The sequence below is a fragment of the Rhizobium sp. RCC_161_2 genome (genome assembly GCF_041355235.1).
Lineage (GTDB): Bacteria > Pseudomonadota > Alphaproteobacteria > Rhizobiales > Rhizobiaceae > Rhizobium.
This window is the reverse complement of record NZ_JBFUPL010000026.1, coordinates 1-21,603: the sequence shown is the minus strand read 5'-3', so window position 1 is coordinate 21,603 and position 21,603 is coordinate 1. Positions and strand designations below refer to the sequence as shown.

Here is a 21,603-nt window from a genome sequence, read left to right as displayed (position 1 = left end):
CTCGCCGTTTTTGGACCCCAGCGCCGAACGCTCAGGCTGGAAGATTAGTGGAGGTGAGGTTAATTCGCTCGCCTTGACGAATTGGAGTGACCTTGCCCCCAAGTTTTATCCAATTTTGAGTTCGCTCCAGCTGGTTTTTGACGTGCTCCCCGATTTTGGGCCAGCGGGAGCTGGAGTTTTCCGGGGTTAAGGCTCAGCTCGGCGGGGGTGCCGATGAGCCATTCATGAGCGAAATCGGCACCTTGTTGCCGATCGCGCTGTGTGGCCGGAACTCGTTATACAATCCTGTTTCATAACACCCATCTTTCTATGTTGTTGAAGTAAATAGGTTTCCTTGATTTTTGGGCGATCCCGCGGGGTATCTGGGGTTCTGTTGCGCGCGATCGACGAGCTGTTTTGCTTGCGGGAGTTCAAGCTTTGAACGACTGAAGATCCAGGGGCCGGCCGGCAAGGGATGCAGGCCCTCGATCTCACCTGCTTCCGATGCGATCCTCAAAGTTTTTGGCGTAACGCCAAGTAGCTTCGCCGCCTTTCCCAGATTGAGCCAAGGCTCTATCCCGTCTGACTGCGGCCGGTAGACCGGGATCTTGCGGTACGACCGGAGTGCTGTGACGCGTTCCCTTGTCCAGCGATTGCCATTGCCGGTGGTCAATCCATTGCGATTGAGTATGCCAGCAATCAGGTCGTCGTTGGCAATGAGTACGAGCTGCCGTACTGCCTCAATGAGGTCATCGGGCGTAGCGTTTCTTTGGCCACGACGTCGCTTCGGCAGTCGCAGTTCGGTGTGAACTCCACCAGCCCAATGGATGACAAGGACGATCTCGGAAGCCACATCGTCGAGATCGGCAATCACTTCATGAATGACCGTGCGCACGATCCGTTTTTTAAGTCTGGTATCGGTTGCCGGCGCCGACCAGACGGCGCGAAGGTCTCCGGCAAGAGCGCCGATATCCAACATGGAATATGACGACACTTGCGGTATTGCAGCTTTGTGGCTGGCAATCTTATTCTCGATCTCGCCAACGCGAGAGAGAGCGCTGTTCCAGCGCGCCTCGAGCTCCGATGCCACCAGCCGGTTCTCGGGATCAGCAGCGTCATATTGCCGGAATGCCCGATCGGCCGCAAAGCTCGCCGCCTCGAGATCTCGCTGAAGGGCGTCGTGAACTTGATCACGACGGTTGGCTATGTTGCGTTCTGCTTCAGCGCTAGCAGCAATGGCTCCCGGTCCAACGACGCCAAGCAGCATCTCCTCGATCGCATCGTCGACCCGCAGGCCGCCGAAGGCGATGCAGCGAGGCTCACCGTTGTCGAGCAGGCCACGCCAGCAGGAATAGCGAGGAATGTTATGATTGTTTCCAGTGTAGCGGACCGTCAGCTTCCGCCCGCACCTCTTACAACGGAAAAGGCCGGCAAGCAGAGCGTCGCCATGCTTCGGCGCCCCGTGATGTCGGCTGGCAGGCACATTATTGCTGACCATCTTGCGGATCTCCTCCGCCCGTTCCCAACTGACATAGCCTTCGTGGGCATCCGGGATCAAGGCCAGCCATTCATTGCGCGCCTTGCGGCGAATTCCGGATCGGCCATCGTATCCCGGCACGGAGCGACTCTTACCATAAGCATACGCGCCTCCGTAGATCGGGTTCTCAATCATCCGATGGATGGTTGCGTAATTGGGCCTGCGCCAGGTGACCTCGCCATTGGCGCGCCTGACCGGCAGGTCCAGGCCCTGCTCAAGGAACCATAGCAGCGCCTGCCGCGCACTGCCGAGTTCGGCAACCTTGTTGAAGACGAGCACAATGGCCTCCTGAATGCGCCGGTCGGGATCCTTCTCGATCCTGTCACCGGCTTTCAAGAATCCAATCGGGACAGTAACGACAAGCTCACCGCGGCGAGCCTTCTCATAGCGGGCGGAAAGAGAACGTTGGCGCAAGAGATCCAGTTCATACTCGTTGAGGCTGCCCTTCAACCCCAAAAGCAGGCGGTCATTACCCTGGCGCGGCGCATAGACCGCTTCCTGGTCGATCAGAACAGTGTCGACGACGCGGCACATCTCAATGAGCTGTTGCCAATCCCGGCTGTTGCGGGCAAAGCGCGATACCTCTCGTGCTGCAACCGCCCCAACCTTTCCAAGACAGACCTCGGCAACCATCCGGTCGAAACCGGCGCGGGTTACGCCTCCGGCTGCCGAACGGCCAAGATCTTCATCAACTGTTTCGATCTGCGACCAGCCAAGTGCCGTCAGGCGGTCACGCATGGCGTATTGAAGGGCGCTACTTTCGCGGTTGTGCAGAACCTGATGAGCCGATGATTGTCGGACGTACAGAATGGCCTTGCGCTCAAGATGGTGGGCGCTGATCTTCTCATGCATCATGACCGGCCTCCTTCGACTGGGAGGCGCTCTCGCCGTTGGCGTGGTCGACGAGCAGCCGCACGATGAGTGTCGTCAACGCCTGTTGTGTTCCTTCCGGCAACGTCTGCCATTGCGGCATCGCTGGTGTCTTCCCGCTGTGTGTGATCGAGAACAGATCGAACTGATATGTCGTAAACTGGCGTGGCATGGACATCTCCCCGACTCGTTTCGTGAGAGATCAATGCTGCGCTCATATCCGCGCCTTGTGACGGAGTGCCTGCCTCTTCCAGCAACTTTGCCAAAGCAAGCAGGCAAGCAAAATCGGCATACGCAATTGGCAAGGCCAACCACCGTGCACTCAGTGTTCGGTCAAACATCCACACCGGAACTTCGAGCAACCGGCATGACGTCGAACCCGAAAGGCTGCAGCGGAACACGGCAGACCCCTTGTCCACCAGTCCATGGATATGGACAAGCCGCCCAGACCAGGGATGCCACGGATATAAAAGCTCCCGAACCTCGGTCCCGTGGGTGTTCCGTCGCCCTGTTGTACTCTCTACGCCAATCCTCCATCTTCAAGCGTGCGTCGTCAAGAGACATGAACCAATGGGCGTTCAGGCACTCGGCGCGGAACTTGCCATTGAAACTTTCGATGTAGCTGTTGTCGGTCGGCTTGCCTGGCCGCGAGAAGTCGAGCACGACGCCCTTGTGATAGGCCCAGAGATCAAGGTCTCGGGAGATGAATTCGCTGCCGTTGTCGACCCGAATGGTGGCGGGATAACCGACCTGCCGACATACCCGCTCAAGCGTCTGTACCACGTCTTCGCCTCGATAGTTGAAGCGTGCATCGACTGCTGGCGAGAAGCGCGAGAAGGTATCGACCACCGTCAGGACTCTGATCTTGCGACCGGTGGCCAACTGGTCATGAACGAAGTCCATGGCCCAGACATGGTTGGAATGAGTCGGTTCCGTGCGATCGGCGCGAAGCTTCGCCTTGACCCGTCGCTTCGGAACCTTGTTGCGGAGCCGGAGGTCCATCTCCTTGTAAAGCCGATAGATTCGCTTCGGATTGACGGGCCACCCGTCGCGCTTGAGCAGGACATGAACGCGACGATAACCGTAACGCACTCGCGTCTGGCAGATGTCCCTGATCTTCAGCTTCAACTCGGCCTGCTCGCCGCGCCTGGACTTGTAGACATACAGCGACCGATCGATCTTCAAAACGGAACATGCACGCCGGATCGAGACCTTCCAGTCCACCTTGACCGTGTCGACAAGCTTGCGCTTGCGAGCAGGCCTCAGAGCTTTTTTGACAGCACGTCCTGAAGCAGGGCCTTGTCCAGTGACAGGTCGGCGACAATCCGCTTCAGCTTGGCATTCTCCTCTTCGAGCTGCCGCAGCCGCTTCATCTCCGACGGCATCAGCCCAGCGTATTTTTTGCGCCAGTTGTAAAACGTCGCGTCCGAAATTCCCGCCTTGCGGCAGACTTCGCCGATCGGTGTTCCATCTTCCGCTTGCTTCAGCACGAATGCGATCTGCGCTTCCGAAAACTTCGAGGCCTTCATCGAATTCTCCTCTTCTTCCCATCAGGGATCATAAGTGGAAAATTCCAGTTCCAAATGGCCTAAATTGTTGGGGGGACGTCATTTTGGTTTTGGTATTTGTGGCGGTAGCGGCGGGTTGCGGTGCGAAGCCATTTCGGCTGCGCAGCACCGCATCACGTCGCGCGTTGATTGTCTGAGCGAACTCGGCAGGTATCATCCAGCCGAGTCCAGAGTGTGGTCGATGAACGTTGTGGTCGCTGCGCCAGTTTGAAAGCGCTGATCGTGTAGAACGGCAACGCCTATACCGAAGGTCTCGCCGCATTCTGGGATCCGATCAAGGCCTATTGGGCCGAGAAAACGCCGGAACGCCGGGAAGCGCTCGCCGGTCTGGTCACGCTCGAAACCACGAAATTCCAGTATACCGACGGAATGGGCGACGTCGCGCATATCCGATTTCACCTATGTCGCGACCTGGCAGGGCTTCGTTTACGTGGCCTTCGTCATTGATGCCTTCGCCCGCCGTATCGTCGGTTGGCGGGCAAGCCGAACGGCCCATGCGGGCTTTGTGCTCGATGCCCTCGACCAACCGCTTCATGATCGGCGGCCCGTCAAACGCGGCGGGCTGGTTCATCATTCCGACCGCGGCTCGCAATATGTGTCCATTCGCTATTCCGAACGGCTGGCGGAGGCGGGCATCGAGCCGTCTGTCGGAAGCGTTGGCGACAGTTACGACAATGCTCTCGCCGAAACGATCAACGGTCTTTACAAGGCCGAGGTGATCCATTGGCGAGGACCGTGGCGCAACTTCGAAGCCGTGGAGTTCGAATGGGTCGACTGGTGCAACCACCGCCGTCTTCTGGAGCCCATCGGGAATATCCCGCCTGCAGAGGCAGAGGCAGAGGCAGAGGCAGAGGCAGAGGAACCATACTATGCCATGCTGGACGCACCAGCTATGGCCGCATAACTTAACAACCAAACGGTCTCCGGTAAAGTCGGGGCGGTTCACGCCGGCAATCTGGGCCCGGTTGCAAGCAAGAACGGGGATTTGGCCGTGCAAATTCGTGACTTCGACCAGACGGTCATCGGCAATCCCGCCCTCGACCTGGTTAGGCTCGCCCCGTCGCTGGCAATGGCGGCACGCAGTTCTGATCTTCCAGGTGTGACCGCCGCCCTCATGCTGGAACGCAGGATGGATGGGTAAGGCGCGGCATTCAAGCCAGAAGCCGAAGCAAAACAGTTTAGCAACGTAGTGCCTGTCCCGAACATGCGCCTGACGCCCCGGGCGCGAAGGCGGGAAACGATGAAATCGCCAACGGTCTGCGTCATGGAGAATACCTTTCGATATCGTGGTCAGGGGTATGCCAACAAACCCCGCCTGTCCGCATTGGTTCTGCTTGCGAGAAAGGGCCGGCCAAAACGCCGCAGGGCATCGATGCGGCTAACATAGGGTCGCCCGCGCTATGATCAATTTGGCTGGGGAACTTTGCTGTGAACCCGTAGTTCTTCTTGATCAACATTCAGATGAGGAGATGTTCCATGCCCCAGGGTGACAAGTCAGCCTACACCGATAAGCAAAAGCGCAAGGCCGAACATATCGAGGAAGGCTACGAGGATCGTGGCGTTTCAGACAAAGAAGCCGAGCGCCGAGCTTGGGCGACCGTCAACAAGGAAAGCGGTGGCGGTAAGAAATCTGGCTCCGGCCGTGGTCACGCCGAAAACCACGCCTCCTCCGAAAGAGGCGGGCGCAAGGGCGGTGCAGCGGCTGCATCGCGAACCAAGGAAGAGCGTTCTGCTTCAGCCAAAAAGGCCGCTGCAACCCGCAAACGCAACGAGCACCACGCTCATCATTGATTTGGTAACGGCGTCATCACCGATGGCGCCGTTACCTCAAGGAGGTTCCCATGCCGAAGAAGAAATCAAAGCAGAAATGGTCGCAGGACGTGACCGACACAAGCGACGCGATGGACCTCGAAGGCGGGGTGTTCAAGCAACGTAGCGCCAAGAAGATCGCTGACTCGCTCAAACAGTCCGCCGAGGAAAGCCCCCGGCGAAAGGCGAGCCCATTTCAGTCTGCGATGTCGATGCTCACCTTTTATGTCAATCGTGCCGGCAAGCAGCTGTCCAAATCGCGCTTGGCGACATTGGACCGGGCCAAGGACGAATTGCGCAAAGACTTCGGCAAGCAGCCGAAGCGCTGACCGGCCGCCCGACTTGATGCTGGAGTATAGTGATCGTGCCGATGATAAAGCCGCCGGGTGACAATCCCCGCGACGATGACCTTGAACCCAGCAGGCCTTGGAGGCATCGTTTTTAACAATCACCGACGAGGCGGTCGCTGCCGGCTGGTCCCGTCGCCCAGCCGTCGGCACCTTCGATCCTTGAGCGTTTCGCGTTGCTGCCATCATTTAAGGATTCAGGTTGGGGGGCGAATACCTTTGAGGTCACCGACAAAGCGCCGTCGTTCGCTCTCGCGATTATCGTCATCGCGTATGCGAAGCAGGTAGGACGAATGGATGGTCACGAGAACATTCATGCCATTTGCTGCCTATAGGACATGGCCTCGCTCCTTCGTCAGTCCGACCGATCGGTCCATCAAAGCGTAGAGGGCCGTCGCACCGAGCGCCACGATTAGGTCAGGCCGTAGGAGATCAAGTTCGCCGCCCAGCCACCACGCGCAACGTTGTATCTCACCGGCGTTGGGTTTCGCATGAAGGCGGCGCTTGCCGCGCTGTTCGAATTTGAAGTGCTTGACCGCATTGGTCACGTAGCAGAGTGAACGATCGACGCCGGCCTCTTCAAGGCATTCGTCGAGCAGCCTGCCCGCCGGGCCGACGAAAGATTGCCGGCAACGTCCTCATGATCCCCTGGCTGCTCACCCACAAAAATAAACCTTGCCTTGGACGGCCCCTGCGAAGACTGGTGGCATGCGTGCCATGCGGGTTTCTGCGATCGTCGACATCGACCACTACCCTTCTTCCCCCGGATATTGGGACTCCTTCAGGAGCTTGGCGAGATGCGCCGTGTTGCGCGCCAGCGTGGATATCATCGTCTGAACGGCCTCAGGGTTCTTTTTCAGATCGACGAAGTTCGTCGATCCCATTGCCTCGCCGACCCAGTAGGCCACGGCATTGGCCGGGATCGTGAAGCCGACATCATTGAGGGCCTGAAAGACCTCCGCCGAAACGTGGTGAGCGCCGTCCTCGTTGCCGACCACAGCAACCGCGGCAACCTTGCCGTAAGAAACCATACGGCCCTGATCGTCTGTTTCTTCGAGAAATGCGTCCATACGCTCGAGAGCCCGCTTGCAGACGCTTCCTGGCTGACCCAGCCAGATGGGAGTGCCGACGAGCAGGATATCGGCCTCCAAAACCTTCTTGCGAATATCCGGCCAGGCGTCGCCTTCGCCTTCATCAGAGGTCACCCCCGGCTTGATGTTGTGATCGGCAAGCCGGATCGTTTCGGTTTCGACGCCGTGCCGCTTGAACTCTTCGGCAATGAGCTCGAGCAGTTTGCCGGTGGAGGATGCCTCGGAAGAATCCGAGGGCTTCAATGTGCCGTTCAAGGCAAGTGCTTTCAATGACATGGTTGCTCCTGTCGTAAGGGTCGCCAGACACTCCGTCCGTTAAATTTCCGGTGGGTATTGATGCCTCTGGCTCGCAGAAGGCGAAACCCAATCATCGGGCAAGTTGTTCCCTGCCTGCCATCCAGGTGGGAACAATCGCTTCGCGGTGCTGTTTCCGCTTGAGGAACCAAGAATCCCGAGCGAAGGAGTTTCATCATGCAAGCTTTGCGCATTCAACGCTTTGGTGGGCCGGAGGTCATGAAGATCGAGGCAATCGACCGGCCTACCCCTGCAGCCGACGAAGTTTTGATCAAGGTCTTTGCTGCGAGCGTCAACCCGGTCGATGCGAAGATGCGTGAGGGGAAATACCCTGTAGTCACCGAGAAGGATCTTCCCTATGTGCTTGGCCGCGATGTCAGCGGCGAAATCGCGGCGGCCGGCAATGATGTCTCCAGCTTCCTGATCGGCGACGAGGTCTTTGCCTTTCTGTCGCCGGAACACGGCGGATACGAGGAGTTTGTTCTCGCAAAATCGGACGAGGTGGCCGCCATGCCGAAGTCGCTCGACGCGATCGGCGCGGCCGCGGTGCCGCTTGCCGGGATAACCGCGTGGCAGGGCCTTTTCGATCACGGCAGTCTTCGTTCCGGCCAACGCGTCCTCATTCACGGTGGTGCAGGCGGCGTCGGGCATTTCGCCATCCAGTTCGCCAAGGCGAAAGGCGCCTGGGTCGCGGTCACGGTATCGGCCGATGACAAAGAGTTTGCAGCTGATCTCGGTGCCGACCAGATGATCGACTATAAGCTTGAAAGGTTCGAGGACCTCGTCGAGCCGGTCGATCTGGTGTTCGATCTGATCGGCGGAGAGACCCAGCAGCGAAGCTTGGCCGTCATCAAGCCGGGAGGTGCTCTGATTTCCACACTCCAGGAACCGCACAAGGCGCGAGCCGCTGAACTTAATATTCGCGTCGGCAGGTACACCGCCCAGCCGAATGGCGCCCAATTGCAGGAGATCGCGGAATTGATCGATCAGGGCAAGGTAAAGGTCGTCATCGCAAGCACCTTTGAGCTCCGGGAGGCCGCCGAGGCTCAGGCGGCTCTCAGGGATAAACATACCCGCGGCAAGGTCGTCCTGAAAGTTGTCGACTGATGCCTGCGACCCGACCGAGGCGAACCGAGCGAGCTTTCGAACGGTGCGCCTCCTTCATCGTTTCTTGGCGCGGACGGGCGTTCATGTTGGCCAATAGTTGATTTTCCACGGAACACTCAGGTCGACAAACCGTTTTTGCGCTTATGACAATCCAGGAGATCCTCATGAAACACCTCGCTATCGTCTCACTTGCCCTTGTGCTCGCAGGTCCGGCCTTCGCTCAGTCTGCAGCCGAAAAGACCGGCGTCAATTCCCTGATCGGGGTTGCGCCAAAGACCGAGGACTTCGTCCAGGAGGCTGCGACCAGCGATATGTTTGAGATCGCGTCGAGCAAGCTTGCCTTGGAGCGCGGTGACGATGCAACGAAAGCCTTCGCGCAGCAGATGGTCACAGACCATCAAAAGACCACAGACGAACTCAAGGGGCTGGTTACCAGTGGCAAGCTCACGGCGCCGCTTCCGACAGCCATGACCTCCAGCCAGCAAAGCATGCTCGACAAGCTGAACGAGCTTAAGGGGGCGGACTTCAACAAGCAATACCACTCTGATCAGGAATCCGTCCATGAAGACGCGGTCGATCTGTTCAAGCGTTATGGCGACGAAGGCGACAATGCCGACTTGAAGTCTTGGGCCGCGAGCACCCGACCTGCTCTGGAACACCATCTGATGATGGCAAAGGACCTCAACAAGTAGTGCTGTGAAAATCCAGGAGGCAAGTCATGATCGACGAAGAGGAAAAAAGACTGCGTGCCTACCAGATTTGGGAAAGCGAGGGGCGCCCGGAAGGTCGGGATCTCGCGCACTGGTATCAGGCGGCTGACGCCGAAGCCAACGCTCCGGGACGAGGCGCTCACTACATGCCTTACTCCCCCGGTGCAGCGTCTCCCGGATCACTGGTGATCAAGTTTTATCATTCCGGTGATCAAGTTCGCGGATACGTCCGCAAGATCGCCAACGCCGGCGAAGACGATTCGATATTTCCCGGTGAAGAGATGGCACCCGAAGCCGCTTTTAAGCTGGCGGAATCCCACAATGGAGACAGCGGCAAGCCGATCTTCGCCGATCTTGTCGAAGGCGTCGAATGGGATCCGTCATGGGGCGAACTCGGGAGTGGCGAACTCGCAACGAGCACGGCCGCGACGGATGACGCTCGCTCCCAGGATGGCCCGGCGGCCGCCCGCCGCCGCCGCACTCTTGCCCGAAAGGCTGAAAAGGGGATGGACCGGGCTGTAGCCGAGATCCGAGCCGATGACGCAATTGAAACCGTTGCCCCAACTGTTCAGGAGCATCAACGTGGCAAATAATGACAAACCATCCAAAACCCAGATTGAGCAAGACGCCCGAGGCCAGTCCGAACGCAACCATGCTGGCGGATCGAACAACGGTGTCAGCAGCGCCAAGCCGCGCGTGATCACGCATTCCGACGACGCCACCGTCAACAAGAAAACGCCAGGCAAAGACAAGGGCACCAAGGACTGGGACGTCAATTACGACGAGCGCGACATGCACGAGGGCGAGTTTCGAGGATAGAGCTGAGAGGCAAAGCTAGGCCCTTCCGGCGCAGGCCGGAACATGGCTCGACATTGAAGGTTTACTGTTACCGAGGCGCCATTAGCCGGGAAGGCACGCCTCGTCGTATCGCTTGAGGCATCCATGACGTCGAAAACACGCTCTCCCAAACTCAAGCCCTATTCCGGACCTGCGGGCGGATGGGGTTCTGCAAAATCCGTCGCCGAGATCACTCTTAAAGAGCATGTGGCGCTGCGTGGAACCAAGCTGCTCACGACGCAGAACAAGCCGGAAGGCTATATGTGCGTGAGTTGCGCCTGGGCAAAACCGGCAAAAACCCATCCGCTTGAATTCTGCGAGAACGGAGCAAAAGCAACGGCCTGGGAGATCACGTCAAAACGGGCCGACCGGGCATTCTTCGACAAACATCCTCTTCGCGCGCTGGAGCTTTGGGACGACCATGACCTCGAGGAGCAAGGTCGCTTGACGCATCCGATGCGCTGGGACCCCGCCACGGATAAATACGTTCCGGTTTCCTGGGCGGCGGCTTTCGAAGAGATCGGCCGGGAATTGCGCGCCCTCGACCCACATCAGGTCGACTTTTATACATCGGGCCGTGCATCGCTCGAAACGAGCTACATGTACCAACTCTTCGCCCGCATGTACGGCAGCAACAACATGCCCGACAGTTCGAACATGTGTCACGAGAGCTCCTCGGTAGCCCTCCCCGAAAGTATCGGCGCGTCTGTCGGCACCGCCGTTCTGTCGGACTTCCAGAATACTGACTGCATCTTCTACATCGCGCAGAATGTCGGAACATCGTCTCCACGCCTGCTCCACGACCTCCAGGACGCCGTCGATCGTGGTGTGAAGATCGTCACCTTCAATCTGCTGCGTGAACGGGGCCTTGAACGCTTCGTCAACCCGCAGGCGCCGGCGCAGATGGTCACGGGCAAGGAAACCTTGGTCTCCTCCGAATATTATCAGGTCAAAAACGGCGGCGATATCGCCGCGCTATTTGGCGTGTGCAAAGCGCTGATCGAAGCCGACGATGCCTTGAAAGCCTCCCATCACAGCCGTGTCGCTGGTGACGACGGGAAACCAAAAGATCCGGACAACGCAGCGATGGTCGCCTTTGCCGCCTCGATTGCCGCCGCTGACAAGAAGCATGTTCTCGACCATGACTTCATCAAGGAGCACACCACAGGCTTCGACGCGTTTGCTGACGCCGCACGCGGCCACCAATGGGCGGAACTGGAGCGGTTTTCGGGGCTCAGCCGTGATCAGATGACACAGGCCGCGGCGACTTACGCCAAATCGGACGCGGTAATGATGGTCTATGGCATGGGTCTCACCCAACAGCTCATGGGCGTGCAGAACGTCCAAATGGTTTGCAATCTGGCCCTTTTACGCGGCAACATCGGCAAACCTGGCGCCAACATCTGCGCCGTTAGGGGCCACTCGAATGTCCAGGGGCAACGGACCGTCGGCATCACCGAGAAGCCGGGCCTGGCACCCCTCGACAAGTTGTCCGAACTCTATGGCTTCGAACCACCACGCTGGACGGGCCGCTCAACGGTCGAGACCTGCGAGGCAATCATGAGCGGGCAGTCGCGAGCCTTCATCAGCCTCGGCGGCAACTTCCTGAGAGCCGTGCCCGACACGACTGCCATGGAAGACGGGTGGCGCAAGCTGCGGCTAAGCGTGCAGATCGCCACCAAGCTCAATCGCAGCCATGTCGTCCATGGCGAAATTGCCTATCTGCTGCCCTGTCTTGGTCGCATCGAACTGGACGAGCAGGCGACCGGTCCGCAGGCCGTATCGATGGAGAGTTCCATCGCCCATTTTCACGGGTCGCGCGGCAAGACCAAACCGGCAAGCCCGGAGCTTCTCTCCGAGCCGGCAATCGTCGCCGGCATCGCAAAAGCCACGCTCGGCGAAACCAAGGTTCCCTGGGAAAGCTGGGTCGGAGACTATGCTGAGATCCGTGATGCGATCGAGCAAACCTACCCGGAGACGTTCAAGGATTTCAACAAACGTCTGTTTACGCCGGGTGGGTTTGTCAGACCGCTGCCGGCGCGTGAGCGCAAATGGGTGACGAAGAGCGGCAAGGCGAATTTCCTGACACCGGAAAAACTGTTTCCGGAATTTTCGACGGCGCAGAGCGCTGACGTCCTCCACCTGGCGACGCTGCGATCCAACGACCAGTTCAACACTACGATCTATGGCTACAGCGACCGTTTTCGCGGAGTGGAAGGCACGCGCAAGGTGGTCTTCATGAACCAGGAGGATATCCTTCGGTTGGGCTTCGCCGATGGCGAGAGCGTCGATATGACCACCGCGATCGATGCGAACAACGTCCGCAGAGTGACGGGTTGCGGATCGTCCCTTACGATATTCCCAGGGGTTGTTGCGGAGCGTATTATCCGGAGACGAACCCGCTCTTTCCGCTGGCTCACCATGATCCGAAATCAAAAACACCTTCCTACAAGCTTCTTCCGGTGCGTCTCAGCCGATCCGCGGAGATCCCACATGACTGAAGGGCGGCCGGATGAGCGCATGGTGTTCACGGTGATCAGGGACGCAAAGTGGCCAAATCTGGCAGCCGTTCTTCTACTGGCCGCTGGGGGCGCCTTGCTCGGTTGGATGCGACAGCCAAGGGAACTCCGTACCGATCCACCTGTCACCGCCGATCTCGACCGGTTCCGGCTAATGTCCAATGGCATCAGCGGTGCGCCGCCCGAGAGTTATTTTGCTGAGGGCAAACCTTACGAAAGCGACGCTTATAATCTCAGCCAGGGTCAGCGCCTCTATGCCTGGTTCGGGTGTTCAGCCTGTCACGGCGACGGGCGCGGAAACATAGGTCCTTCCTTCCTCGACGGTTGGTGGTTGTACGGCCCCGAGATGGTGTCGATCGTTGCGTCGATCCGCGACGGTCGCCCGCACGGCATGCCTGCCTTTCAAGACCGGATGACGATCGAGCAAATCTGGCAACTGGCCGGCTATGTCCAGACCATCGGCGCCTATTCGGCCAAAGTCGCGGCGACGGGTCGCAAGGACGACCGCCAGACGCGGCCGGCCGAAAACCGGGCGCCAGCGAAGATCCTGTTCAACGAAGGACCGGTCGGCGCCCATCCAGACCAGGGGCCTTCCCCTTGAGAACCACCCGCATCCTTCTGCTGCCGATCATTGCTGCTGTCGCTGGCTGCAGCGGCAACCAGTCGGCACTGGATCCCCAGGGCGCTCCCGCAATCCATGTCGAGCATCTGATCATCGGCATAACCATCATCTGCGCGGTCGTCTGGCTGCTGGTGATGATCGTGCTCGGCTGGGCAATTCTTCGAAAACGGTCCAGCGACAGCGGCCGGCCGCGTGAACGGCTCTTGACGATCATCGTGGCCAGTGCCGTTGCAGCGACGGTTGTTATCATAGCAGGTCTAACGGTCGCGAGCTTTTACACCACCCGCAGCATCGGTCTGCCGGAAAACGTCGCACTGACGATCACCGTCAGAGGGCAGCAATGGTGGTGGCAGGTCATTTATGCCGACGTCGATCCGGCGCTCAGCTTCCAGACTGCCAACGAGATCCATATCCCGGTCGGTCAGGATGTTCGGATCCAGCTGGAAAGCGCCGATGTCGTGCATTCGTTCTGGGTGCCGAGCCTTGCGGGCAAACAAGATCTCGTGCCGGGCCGCAGCAACAGTCTTCTCCTGCGGGCGGAGCGCGCCGGCATCTATCGCGGTCAATGCGCCGAGTTTTGCGGGCTGCAGCACACCCATATGGCGATGCTTGTCATTGCCGATGAGCCTGCGGATTATCAGCGCTGGATTACGGCACAACGCGGTAACGGCGTGATGCCGACCGACCCGGACACTGCCGCCGGAAAGGTCGCCTTTCTGTCAAAACCGTGTGCTGCCTGCCATACCGTTCGCGGAACGCCGGCCACCGGCACTACCGGCCCTGATCTCACCCATATCGGCAGCCGTCAGACAATCGCGGCCGGCCTTCTCGAAACCACGCGCGGGTCGCTCGCGGCCTGGATTGCCGATCCGCAGACCCTCAAGCCGGGCAACAACATGCCGATGGTTCCGCTGACCAGCGTGGAGCTGCGGGATATCTCCGCCTATATGGAGAGCCTCAAATGACCACAAGGGATAACGGACAGGATCTGCGCGACACGGCACTGGACGAGGTGCTACTCGACCGCCGTCTTTCAGAGACCTGGTCGACGCCTTCGGGGCTTTGGGGCGCCCTTTCGACCGTTGACCATAAGATCATCGGTCGCCGCTACATCGTGACGGCCTTCGTATTCCTGGCGCTCGGCGGGTTGCTGGCGATGGCGATGCGGCTGCAACTGTCCCAGCCGGAAGCACGGTTTATCGGACCCGACCGCTACAATCAGATTTTCACCATGCACGGCACGAACATGATGTTCCTGTTTGCCGTTCCCGTGATGGAGGCAATGGCTGTCTATCTCGTGCCGCTGATGGTTGGCACCCGCAACATTGCCTTCCCGCGGCTCAACGCGTTTTCCTACTGGATGTATCTTGCCGGCGGACTGCTGTTGTGGATCGCCTTTGCGGTTGATACCGGACCTGACGTCGGCTGGTTTGCCTACGTGCCGCTGTCGGGACCGCAATATGCTGCGGGAAAGCGTGCCGACATCTGGGCGCAGATGATCACGTTCACCGAAGTCTCGGCGCTGGCCGTCGCCGTCGAGATCGTTGTCACCGTGTTCAAGCAACGCGCGCCGGGCATGTCTCTCGACCGGATCCCATTGTTCGTCTGGTCGATGCTGGTGACATCGTTTCTGATCATCATGGCGATGCCGGCGATCATGATTGCCAGCACAGCCCTGATCCTCGACCGACTGGTCGGCACGCACTTCTTCAATCCGGCCGAAGGCGGCGACGTGCTGCTTTGGCAACACCTGTTCTGGTTCTTCGGCCATCCGGAGGTCTACATCATCTTCCTGCCGGCCGTGGGGATGGTCTCGACGATTGTTGCGACGTTCACGCGACGCCCCGTCTTCGGCTACCTCGCCATGGTGATGGCGTTGATCGCGACGGGGGTTTTGGCCTTCGGGCTGTGGGTCCATCACATGTTCGTCGCCGGACTGCCGCGCCTGGGGGAGAGCTTCTTCACCGCCTCAAGCATGGCGATCGCCATTCCCGCTGGTCTGCAAATATTCTGCTGGCTGGCAACGATGTGGGCCGGCAGACCAGCCGTTAAGACGCCGTTCCTATTTGTCATCGGCTTCATGGTGATCTTCGTCGTCGGCGGGATGACCGGCGTGATGGTGGCGTCCGTGCCGTTCGACACGCAGGTTCATGATACCTATTTCGTCGTCGCCCATTTCCACTACGTTCTGGTCGGCGGCGCAGTCTTTCCTCTGCTCGGGGCGATCTACTACTGGTTCCCGAAGATCACCGGGCGAATGATGAGCGAGACGCTTGGCCGCTGGGTCTTCGGGCTGATATTCGCCGGCTTCAACCTGACCTTCTTTCCCATGCACATCCTCGGGCTGCAGGGAATGCCGCGTCGCATCTACACCTACCAGCCGGAAATGCCGTGGTCCGGCTTGAACATGTTCGTCAGTCTGAGCGCCGTCATCCTCGCGGCTGGTTTCCTGCTCTTCTTTATCGATGCCATTCGCAGTGCCGTCTCAGGTCCGGCCGCGCCGGACAATCCCTGGGGGGCGTCGACGCTTGAATGGTCGACATCGTCGCCGCCGCCGTCTTACAATTTCGCGCGGCTGCCGGTCGTCGGCAGCCTGGAACCACTGTCCAATGATCCCGAAACGCTTCCCGTTGCGGCCGGGCTGTCCGTCGACCGCCGCGAACTGCTCGTTACCAGCGTTGTCGAAGCGCTTCCGGAAGCGCGTGAATCATCGCCTGGAAATTCGATCTGGCCGCTCTGGTCGGCACTCGCAACCACGGTGCTGCTGATCTGGTCGATCTTCACGCCCTGGGCGGTGGTCTGGGGCTCGATCCCTGTGTCGATTGCGCTGATCGGCTGGTTCTGGCCAAAAGGCGCCCCGGAGGACGACGCATGAAACAGTCCGTGGTGCTCGATCTGTCGAAACTTCCCCCCCATGGGCTTGGCACCGCAAGCCTGACCTGGTGGGGAACGCTTGCCTTCATGCTGATCGAGGGCACGGGCTTCGCGCTTTCGATCGTCGTCTATCTCTACCTCATGAGCCTGGCAGCGCACTGGCCGTTGAATGCGCCGCTTCCAGATCTGCTGCCCGGAACGGCGTTGACGGCGTTGCTCGTTGCCAGCCTGCTTCCGAACATCCTGATTGCCCGCTGGGCACGCCAACAGAATTTGGTGAAGGTCCGCATCGGCCTGATCATCATGTCCCTGCTGGGGCTTGCGCCGCTCATCATCCGTATCTTCGAATTTCCGGCGATGCACATCTCATGGGACCAGAATGCCTATGGCTCGATCGTCTGGGTGATGCTTGGGCTTCATACGACCCATATCATAACCGACCTGATCGATACATTGGTGCTGACCTGCCTGATGTTCTCCAGGCACGGCGACAACCCGCGCCGCTACGGCGATGTCAGCGACAACGCGATGTATTGGAACTTCGTGGTGGCGACCTGGTTGCCGATGTATATCTGCCTCTATTGGGTACCGCGCTTATGACTAGAACCTGGATGCGATATGGCGGACTTACCGTGCCGCCGCTGGCCTGGGCCATCGGGATCCAACTGGGGCAGATCACCCCCTATATCGATTGCCGCCAGCATGTGCCTTGGACGCCCGTGTTTTGCGCAGCCCTCTTGTTGGTTTCGATTGCGGGAGCCGCTGCCTCTCGTCTCGCGCCAAGACCCGTCGGCCGGACTGAGCGGTTTGTCGTCGATGCGGGATTTCTGATCGCGTCCGCCTTTGTCTTTGCGCTGGTATTGCAGGGAGCGGCATCGATGCTGCTGGATCCATGTCAGCGCTGATCTGCATCTTGATCTCACTTATGATGGCCGCCCCGGCGCTGGCACATGGAGACGATGCTCATACGAATGCGTCAAGCTGGACATTCGATCCGTGGATCGTGCTGCCAATCGGTTTGATTACCGTTCTCTACACGTTCGGCATCGTCAGGCTTTCGGGTCGGGCGCGCCGGCTTGGGACGATGCGCCGGCAAAGCCTATTCTTCTATGGCGGCATGCTGACTCTGGCTGCCGCACTTATCTCGCCACTGCATTGGCTCGGAGAGCACCTGTTTACCTTTCATATGATCGAGCACGAGATCGTCATGGCGGTCGCGGCGCCGTTGATCGTGCTTGCGAGGCCGGTCGGCCTCCTTCTATGGGGATTGCCGAGACGGGCGCGTCGTGGCTTAGGCGCGGCTATGCAATCTCCCATTATCCGGCGGTCATGGGACTGGTGCACGGGGTCGACCAGCGCGACCGTTATACATGGCATCGCTATCTGGGGCTGGCACCTGCCCTTCCTGTTTGATGCAGCCGTGACCAATACCGCTATGCATCGCCTCCAGCACCTCAGCTTTTTCGCAACGGCAATCCTGTTCTGGTGGGCGGTCGTCTGGAAAAGTGAGTACGGTGCCGCCGCCTGGCACCTATTTGTGACCATGGTACACACCAGCATCCTCGGAGCTCTGATGGCGCTCTCGCCGCGGGTTCTTTATGCTGCCCAGACGCAAGCCGCAGCAGCCTGGGGGCTGACACCTCTGGAAGACCAGCAGCTGGCCGGCATGATCATGTGGGTGCCGGCCGGCACCATCTATGCAGCCGCGGCGATGACAATGTTGGCATTCTGGATTCGCGGGTCCAGCGAGAGAGGAGCGCAAAATGCCTGACGCTCTCGTTCCGGCCTTTCACCGCGCTGCCTGGGTAGCCGCCGCCGTCGTCGCTGGGTTGGGTGCGCTGATCACAACGAATATGGTGCGTGAAAACGAGATGCGGATAGCCGCGGCTGTCGCGCTAAGCGGGGGCGATCCAGGGCGCGCTCCCGCACTCTTTCGCCGCTATGGCTGCTCCGGCTGCCACACGATCCCCGGCATACCCGGTGCGGATGGCCAGATCGGCCCGCCGCTAGCGGGGCTATCTAAACATGTCTATATCGCCGGCGTGCTGGAAAACCGTTCCGACAACCTTGTCGCATGGATCGTTGCGCCCCAAATCTTTTCGCCACAGACGGCGATGCCGAACACGGGTATATCGGAAAAGGAAGCGAGAGACCTCGCCGCGTATCTCTACAACCACTGAGCTCAAGGATGAGGCGTGGGTAAAGGCGGGAGGGCCTTGATGTACCGCGCAGTCGCATCTCGATCGCTGTCGGGCAGCATGGCCGTGTTGGTCACAACGTCGGCCATCGACGATCCAACACGGCCATGTTCAGGCGTGTCGCCCGATTTTAGCATCGTTGCAATGTCTTGCTCGCTCCACTTGCCCAGATCCGTCTGCGTGATGTTGGGCACGAACCCTGTGCCTTGGGGGTCGATGCCCCCGGCAAATAGGGGGTCGGATTTGATGACCCCGAAGACGTTTCGGCTAGAGTGGCATTCGGCGCAGTGGGAGACGCTTTCAACGAGATAAGCGCCTCGATCATGGACCAGCTCGCCGCTCAGCCGGGCAGCCGAGTGGCCCTCACGAAAAAACAGCAGCTTCCAGAACCCGACGAACCGGCGAATACGGAACAGGATCGTCGGATCGTGCGGCGGAACCCGTCCTAACACTTTGGGAAGCGTCATCAGATAGGCGTAGAGATCCCTGATGTCGACGGCAGTCATGCCCGTGAAGCTCGTATAGGGGAAAGCGGGGTAATAGTGCTCGTGCTGGGGCGACACACCCTCCATAAGCGCATTGGCCAGGTCGGTTACAGTCCAAGCGCCGATACCATCGATTGGATCGGGGGAAATGTTGGGCGGACGAAAGATCCCGAATGGTGAGGCGAGAGCCATCCCACCGCCCAGCCTCAGCCGATCGGATTGGCCCGGTGTCGCGTGGCAGGACGCGCAATCGCCCTCCGCGAATATCAGCTGCCCGTGCGCGCCGTCGCCCGCACCCTCGAATTGGCGATCGCCTTGTGAATACGGCGGGCGGGCTGCAGTTAGTGACCACGCGCTCGCTGCCGCTACGCCCGCGCAGAGAATGGTCACGAGAGCAATTTTCTATAGCAGCGTAACTTTGCAAGGCGGAGGTCGCGTAGCTCCCGACTGTGACAAGATCAGCCGTTTTTGGTCTTGAAGACGTTGGAAATGTCGAGGTTGTCGTTCGCCCGGGTGTAGCCCCTGGGAGTGTTTTCCAGGGGTCCCTCCCAGCGCGACGATTGATCCGTTGTGTCCGCGGCACCATCCTTTGCTAAATTCATACCCATGTTCGCTTCTCCTGTGATCGAAAAGTAACTGCCTCAAGAGGTGAAAGTTCCGGCCGGGCGCTTGGCACGGTCGAAACGACACCGGCGTGCGGAGCTCCAGAACGACTACGATAGTTGTTCCCGTCTGGTACCGTCGGCAATCACGCGAAACGCTTCGCCTTCAGATCTTTGTTCCCAAATAGTCTTCAGCGCAGCTGGGTACGGAGCCTTGGCGCACTGTGGATGTCGCGACCGTCCGCTTCGGTCGAATTGAAGGCAGCGACCTGGAAGGTGGCAGCCACCGAGCCTCTCCTTCTGACGCGGCCAGCACGAGTGGCTCGCCTTCGTTTCCGTCTGACAGGAAAACCTTTCGAAACCGCCTCGCAGGCGCCTTTAAACGCCGTTTTCTGATCGATCCACTTGCTCTTGAGGACATTTCTTATAGCAAAATCGACTTCTTCGGCGCTCTCTTCCGCAATTTCGGCTTTGGCACAAGGAGCTTTCCAACAACCTACAGCGCCTCCCCTGACGAGCAAGGATCGGTACCCGCGATACGCGGCGCCCAAAGAGCGCGGGTAACTATTTCAAAGGTCAGCAGGATAGGGAGCATAAGCATATGTGGGGCGCCGTACTCCGTTCTATCCTGTCCCATAAATGCTGATGCTCCGTGCTCAGGCAGCCGGGCCTGAGAGACAGGCTGTCGTTTTCTCCAGGATTGCAAGGTCTTGAACAAACTGTTTCAGGGTCGCGAGTCGTACCTTTGGGATAGCGGTCCGCCGATGGTGGCCTATCACTTCGAGGAAAGTCGAGCGACCGAGTGCGTTGCACGACACCCAAGCGCTGGATCTCATGGGGCGTCATTCCGGCTCGGTGGCTTCTCGGGCGTCTTTCAACTCGTGCATAGGCGTCCATATCGGCACGGCATCGATGAAGGCTTGAATCGTGGCGTCAAGATCGGCCTCATTCTGCGCCCAACGCGGACCACCAATAAGATCAATCGGCCACTGTTGAATGCGAACAAGCCCACATGTTTCGCCAGTGTTGGCATCGACAGCGATCTCAAGTGAGCCGAAGAAGAGGTCGTCGGGAAGACTATAGATATTGACCTTATGGAAATGAAGGCCGGATCTTCCGGTGACTGCAAACAACAGCAACGAGTCGGCTTCATCGATCCGTATTTCGTCCGGAGCTGTCCAGGAAAGGTCGATCTCCTTGTCGGAATAATCGATCAACGTATCAAGCAGCGCCCGCATGCGCTCGAGATGCAAACGCAGGTCTCTCGACTTGGCTCCGCTTTTGTTGCTGACATCATCGCAACAATGGCGTTCAGCGAAACGAACAAAATCATCGAATGCCTTTGCATCGCTCTGGCTAATCGTAAGCATGTCGGCCAGCGCAGCAGGAGCAGCTACAGGTCCGCCTTTAAAAGGAATTATGTTTCCCATCGTCTCTTTCCCCCAAGTCTGGTGTATGCATGGTTTCCTAGCCTACCGTCATATTTCCGCTCATCATGACAGAAACAAATGCTCGCTGAAACGTCGTATGCTGTGCATGGGTCCACAAGCCGCCGCAGACTTTCGTCATGCAAAGGAATCCCTTCAAAGAGTCGAACTTCGGATCTTCGATTGCCATAGTTGCTCCCGGTATGGCAGGCTACGTATTTTTCGTTGCTGCCCGCTATGACGCTCCCCAAGCCTGTTCTACAAATGTTCTCACTTCGCACACAAGTCAAGTTAGCGATTGATGAATAGATCAGGAGAGTTGCATCACACTCTCACTTAGAAATCAAAATGGTTCGTCATAACCAGTGCGGGCGGAAGCGGGTGTTGGATGAAATCGACCGACCAACTGATACAAGTCTTTCGGCTCGCCGCCGAAGCATATTCGGGTCAGGTCGAAAAGCTGGGCAATCCTTATGTCGAGCATCGCCGCCGCGTCGTCTCGGCGATTGCGGAACAGAAGATCGTTGCATATCTGCGTGATGTTCTGGAGAAAGGCACTGGTTGCTCTATCGATTGCCGGGTGCTGTGGCTTCCCACCTCCGATGCTTACCGCCGTCGATGTCCTCACAAGAAGCAGCGATGAGAGTGACTGTTGATTTCCACTGAGAGCTGACCCGGCACAGCCTGATATTTCCATTGAGAATTGACCCATGTTTCAACCGTCCCT

The 21,603-nt window shown here is 58.9% G+C and carries 20 protein-coding genes and 7 pseudogenes; 18 read left to right on the top strand and 9 right to left on the bottom strand.

Translation table 11 applies throughout. The annotated features are described in order from the left end of the window. Nucleotides 1-307: 307 nt before the first annotated feature. The 4 genes and pseudogenes from AB6803_RS32225 to AB6803_RS32210 form a co-directional block, all read right to left on the bottom strand. Nucleotides 308-2,371 carry a recombinase family protein gene (locus tag AB6803_RS32225; protein WP_371112656.1) on the bottom strand — a complete coding sequence of 688 codons (2,064 nt, stop codon included), beginning with the start codon at nucleotides 2,369-2,371 and terminating at the stop codon, nucleotides 308-310. Beyond that, entirely contained in the window at nucleotides 2,361-2,558 is a 198-nt protein-coding gene (locus tag AB6803_RS32220; protein WP_371112655.1) for a hypothetical protein, read from the bottom strand. The genes AB6803_RS32225 and AB6803_RS32220 overlap by 11 nt, the downstream gene beginning before the upstream one ends. Nucleotides 2,559-2,881: 323 nt before the next feature. Beyond that, nucleotides 2,882-3,915 (bottom strand): annotated as a pseudogene (locus AB6803_RS32215) (IS3 family transposase); the annotation flags it as partial. 28 nt (nucleotides 3,916-3,943) lie between these two features. Beyond that, a pseudogene (locus AB6803_RS32210) lies at nucleotides 3,944-4,177 on the bottom strand (hypothetical protein); the annotation flags it as partial. Between the two features lie 5 nt (nucleotides 4,178-4,182). Between AB6803_RS32210 and AB6803_RS32205 the strand changes: the two are divergent. The 5 genes and pseudogenes from AB6803_RS32205 to AB6803_RS32185 form a co-directional block, all read left to right on the top strand. Continuing rightward, nucleotides 4,183-4,344, top strand: a pseudogene (locus AB6803_RS32205) (alpha/beta hydrolase); the annotation flags it as partial. Beyond that, nucleotides 4,340-4,858 (top strand): annotated as a pseudogene (locus AB6803_RS32200) (DDE-type integrase/transposase/recombinase); the annotation flags it as partial. The pseudogenes AB6803_RS32205 and AB6803_RS32200, both read left to right, overlap by 5 nt. A 30-nt stretch (nucleotides 4,859-4,888) precedes the next feature. Beyond that, a pseudogene (locus AB6803_RS32195) lies at nucleotides 4,889-5,092 on the top strand (DUF2252 family protein); the annotation flags it as partial. 338 nt (nucleotides 5,093-5,430) lie between these two features. Then, nucleotides 5,431-5,745, top strand: a complete 315-nt coding sequence (locus AB6803_RS32190) for a plasmid stabilization protein (protein WP_371112654.1) — start codon at nucleotides 5,431-5,433, stop codon at nucleotides 5,743-5,745. Between the two features lie 50 nt (nucleotides 5,746-5,795). Next, the gene (locus AB6803_RS32185) at nucleotides 5,796-6,092 is read left to right on the top strand and encodes a DUF3175 domain-containing protein (protein WP_371112653.1); all 297 of its coding nucleotides are present in this window, start codon (nucleotides 5,796-5,798) and stop codon (nucleotides 6,090-6,092) included. Nucleotides 6,093-6,307: 215 nt separating this feature from the next. Here the strand turns inward: AB6803_RS32185 and AB6803_RS32180 are convergent. Together AB6803_RS32180 and AB6803_RS32175 are read right to left on the bottom strand one after the other, a co-directional pair. After that, a pseudogene (locus AB6803_RS32180) lies at nucleotides 6,308-6,804 on the bottom strand (UdgX family uracil-DNA binding protein); the annotation flags it as partial. A 55-nt stretch (nucleotides 6,805-6,859) separates the two neighbouring features. Beyond that, a complete protein-coding gene (locus AB6803_RS32175; RefSeq protein ID WP_371112652.1) occupies nucleotides 6,860-7,477 on the bottom strand; it encodes a flavodoxin family protein in 618 nt (205 codons plus the stop codon). A gap of 195 nt (nucleotides 7,478-7,672) precedes the next feature. On the opposite strand from AB6803_RS32175, the gene AB6803_RS32170 reads away from it, so the two are divergent. The 12 genes and pseudogenes from AB6803_RS32170 to AB6803_RS32115 all read left to right on the top strand — a co-directional run bounded on the left by AB6803_RS32170 (nucleotide 7,673) and on the right by AB6803_RS32115 (nucleotide 18,344). After that, nucleotides 7,673-8,602: an NADP-dependent oxidoreductase gene (locus AB6803_RS32170; RefSeq protein WP_371112651.1), complete on the top strand. Its 930-nt coding sequence runs from the start codon at nucleotides 7,673-7,675 to the stop codon at nucleotides 8,600-8,602. A gap of 164 nt (nucleotides 8,603-8,766) precedes the next feature. Beyond that, nucleotides 8,767-9,294 (top strand): DUF4142 domain-containing protein, encoded by a 528-nt coding sequence (locus AB6803_RS32165; RefSeq protein ID WP_371112650.1) that lies wholly within the window; start codon nucleotides 8,767-8,769, stop codon nucleotides 9,292-9,294. A 26-nt stretch (nucleotides 9,295-9,320) separates the two neighbouring features. After that, the gene (locus AB6803_RS32160) at nucleotides 9,321-9,905 is read left to right on the top strand and encodes a DUF2934 domain-containing protein (protein ID WP_371112649.1); all 585 of its coding nucleotides are present in this window, start codon (nucleotides 9,321-9,323) and stop codon (nucleotides 9,903-9,905) included. Continuing rightward, nucleotides 9,895-10,131, top strand: a complete 237-nt coding sequence (locus AB6803_RS32155; protein WP_371112648.1) for a hypothetical protein — start codon at nucleotides 9,895-9,897, stop codon at nucleotides 10,129-10,131. The genes AB6803_RS32160 and AB6803_RS32155 overlap by 11 nt, the downstream gene beginning before the upstream one ends. Before the next feature lie 123 nt (nucleotides 10,132-10,254). Beyond that, a pseudogene (locus tag AB6803_RS32150) lies at nucleotides 10,255-12,650 on the top strand (FdhF/YdeP family oxidoreductase). Next, nucleotides 12,571-13,269: a cytochrome c gene (locus tag AB6803_RS32145; RefSeq protein WP_371112647.1), complete on the top strand. Its 699-nt coding sequence runs from the start codon at nucleotides 12,571-12,573 to the stop codon at nucleotides 13,267-13,269. Before AB6803_RS32150 ends, AB6803_RS32145 begins: the two are co-directional and overlap by 80 nt. Next, complete coding sequence (gene coxB, locus AB6803_RS32140; RefSeq protein ID WP_371112646.1) at nucleotides 13,266-14,255, top strand: cytochrome c oxidase subunit II; 990 nt, start codon at nucleotides 13,266-13,268, stop codon at nucleotides 14,253-14,255. Before AB6803_RS32145 ends, coxB begins: the two co-directional genes overlap by 4 nt. Further along, entirely contained in the window at nucleotides 14,252-16,165 is a 1,914-nt protein-coding gene (gene ctaD, locus AB6803_RS32135) for a cytochrome c oxidase subunit I (protein WP_371112645.1), read from the top strand. Before coxB ends, ctaD begins: the two co-directional genes overlap by 4 nt. Beyond that, complete coding sequence (locus AB6803_RS32130; protein ID WP_371112644.1) at nucleotides 16,162-16,764, top strand: heme-copper oxidase subunit III; 603 nt, start codon at nucleotides 16,162-16,164, stop codon at nucleotides 16,762-16,764. Before ctaD ends, AB6803_RS32130 begins: the two co-directional genes overlap by 4 nt. Further along, nucleotides 16,761-17,069, top strand: a complete 309-nt coding sequence (locus tag AB6803_RS32125) for a hypothetical protein (protein ID WP_371112643.1) — start codon at nucleotides 16,761-16,763, stop codon at nucleotides 17,067-17,069. The genes AB6803_RS32130 and AB6803_RS32125 overlap by 4 nt, the downstream gene beginning before the upstream one ends. Further along, the gene (locus tag AB6803_RS32120) at nucleotides 17,057-17,935 is read left to right on the top strand and encodes a cytochrome c oxidase assembly protein (protein WP_371112642.1); all 879 of its coding nucleotides are present in this window, start codon (nucleotides 17,057-17,059) and stop codon (nucleotides 17,933-17,935) included. Before AB6803_RS32125 ends, AB6803_RS32120 begins: the two co-directional genes overlap by 13 nt. Before the next feature lie 82 nt (nucleotides 17,936-18,017). Next, the gene (locus AB6803_RS32115) at nucleotides 18,018-18,344 is read left to right on the top strand and encodes a cytochrome c family protein (protein WP_371112658.1); all 327 of its coding nucleotides are present in this window, start codon (nucleotides 18,018-18,020) and stop codon (nucleotides 18,342-18,344) included. Nucleotides 18,345-18,346: 2 nt separating this feature from the next. Here AB6803_RS32115 and AB6803_RS32110 read toward each other — a convergent pair whose 3' ends face one another. The 3 genes from AB6803_RS32110 to AB6803_RS32100 form a co-directional block, all read right to left on the bottom strand. Further along, entirely contained in the window at nucleotides 18,347-19,246 is a 900-nt protein-coding gene (locus tag AB6803_RS32110; RefSeq protein WP_371112657.1) for a cytochrome c, read from the bottom strand. 59 nt (nucleotides 19,247-19,305) lie between these two features. After that, a complete protein-coding gene (locus tag AB6803_RS32105; protein ID WP_371112641.1) occupies nucleotides 19,306-19,455 on the bottom strand; it encodes a hypothetical protein in 150 nt (49 codons plus the stop codon). 836 nt (nucleotides 19,456-20,291) lie between these two features. Then, complete coding sequence (locus AB6803_RS32100) at nucleotides 20,292-20,879, bottom strand: hypothetical protein (RefSeq protein ID WP_371112659.1); 588 nt, start codon at nucleotides 20,877-20,879, stop codon at nucleotides 20,292-20,294. A 385-nt stretch (nucleotides 20,880-21,264) separates the two neighbouring features. On the opposite strand from AB6803_RS32100, the gene AB6803_RS32095 reads away from it, so the two are divergent. Further along, on the top strand, nucleotides 21,265-21,519 hold the full coding sequence (locus tag AB6803_RS32095) for a hypothetical protein (RefSeq protein WP_371112640.1): 255 nt from the start codon (nucleotides 21,265-21,267) through the stop codon (nucleotides 21,517-21,519). Nucleotides 21,520-21,603: the final 84 nt, after the last annotated feature.

What these genes read in the sequence shown, in the direction of transcription:
- AB6803_RS32100 (WP_371112659.1), bottom strand. Translation starts at nt 20,879, where the DNA reads ATGGGAAACATAATTCCTTTTAAAGGCGGACCTGTAGCTGCTCCTGCT.
- AB6803_RS32165 (WP_371112650.1), top strand. Translation starts at nt 8,767, where the DNA reads ATGAAACACCTCGCTATCGTCTCACTTGCCCTTGTGCTCGCAGGTCCG.
- ctaD (WP_371112645.1), top strand. Translation starts at nt 14,252, where the DNA reads ATGACCACAAGGGATAACGGACAGGATCTGCGCGACACGGCACTGGAC.
- AB6803_RS32170 (WP_371112651.1), top strand. Translation starts at nt 7,673, where the DNA reads ATGCAAGCTTTGCGCATTCAACGCTTTGGTGGGCCGGAGGTCATGAAG.
- AB6803_RS32115 (WP_371112658.1), top strand. Translation starts at nt 18,018, where the DNA reads ATGGTGCGTGAAAACGAGATGCGGATAGCCGCGGCTGTCGCGCTAAGC.
- AB6803_RS32225 (WP_371112656.1), bottom strand. Translation starts at nt 2,371, where the DNA reads ATGATGCATGAGAAGATCAGCGCCCACCATCTTGAGCGCAAGGCCATT.
- AB6803_RS32125 (WP_371112643.1), top strand. Translation starts at nt 16,761, where the DNA reads ATGACTAGAACCTGGATGCGATATGGCGGACTTACCGTGCCGCCGCTG.
- AB6803_RS32175 (WP_371112652.1), bottom strand. Translation starts at nt 7,477, where the DNA reads ATGTCATTGAAAGCACTTGCCTTGAACGGCACATTGAAGCCCTCGGAT.
- AB6803_RS32120 (WP_371112642.1), top strand. Translation starts at nt 17,057, where the DNA reads ATGTCAGCGCTGATCTGCATCTTGATCTCACTTATGATGGCCGCCCCG.
- AB6803_RS32160 (WP_371112649.1), top strand. Translation starts at nt 9,321, where the DNA reads ATGATCGACGAAGAGGAAAAAAGACTGCGTGCCTACCAGATTTGGGAA.
- AB6803_RS32105 (WP_371112641.1), bottom strand. Translation starts at nt 19,455, where the DNA reads ATGGGTATGAATTTAGCAAAGGATGGTGCCGCGGACACAACGGATCAA.
- AB6803_RS32130 (WP_371112644.1), top strand. Translation starts at nt 16,162, where the DNA reads ATGAAACAGTCCGTGGTGCTCGATCTGTCGAAACTTCCCCCCCATGGG.
- AB6803_RS32145 (WP_371112647.1), top strand. Translation starts at nt 12,571, where the DNA reads ATGATCCGAAATCAAAAACACCTTCCTACAAGCTTCTTCCGGTGCGTC.
- AB6803_RS32185 (WP_371112653.1), top strand. Translation starts at nt 5,796, where the DNA reads ATGCCGAAGAAGAAATCAAAGCAGAAATGGTCGCAGGACGTGACCGAC.
- AB6803_RS32095 (WP_371112640.1), top strand. Translation starts at nt 21,265, where the DNA reads ATGAAATCGACCGACCAACTGATACAAGTCTTTCGGCTCGCCGCCGAA.
- AB6803_RS32190 (WP_371112654.1), top strand. Translation starts at nt 5,431, where the DNA reads ATGCCCCAGGGTGACAAGTCAGCCTACACCGATAAGCAAAAGCGCAAG.
- AB6803_RS32220 (WP_371112655.1), bottom strand. Translation starts at nt 2,558, where the DNA reads ATGCCACGCCAGTTTACGACATATCAGTTCGATCTGTTCTCGATCACA.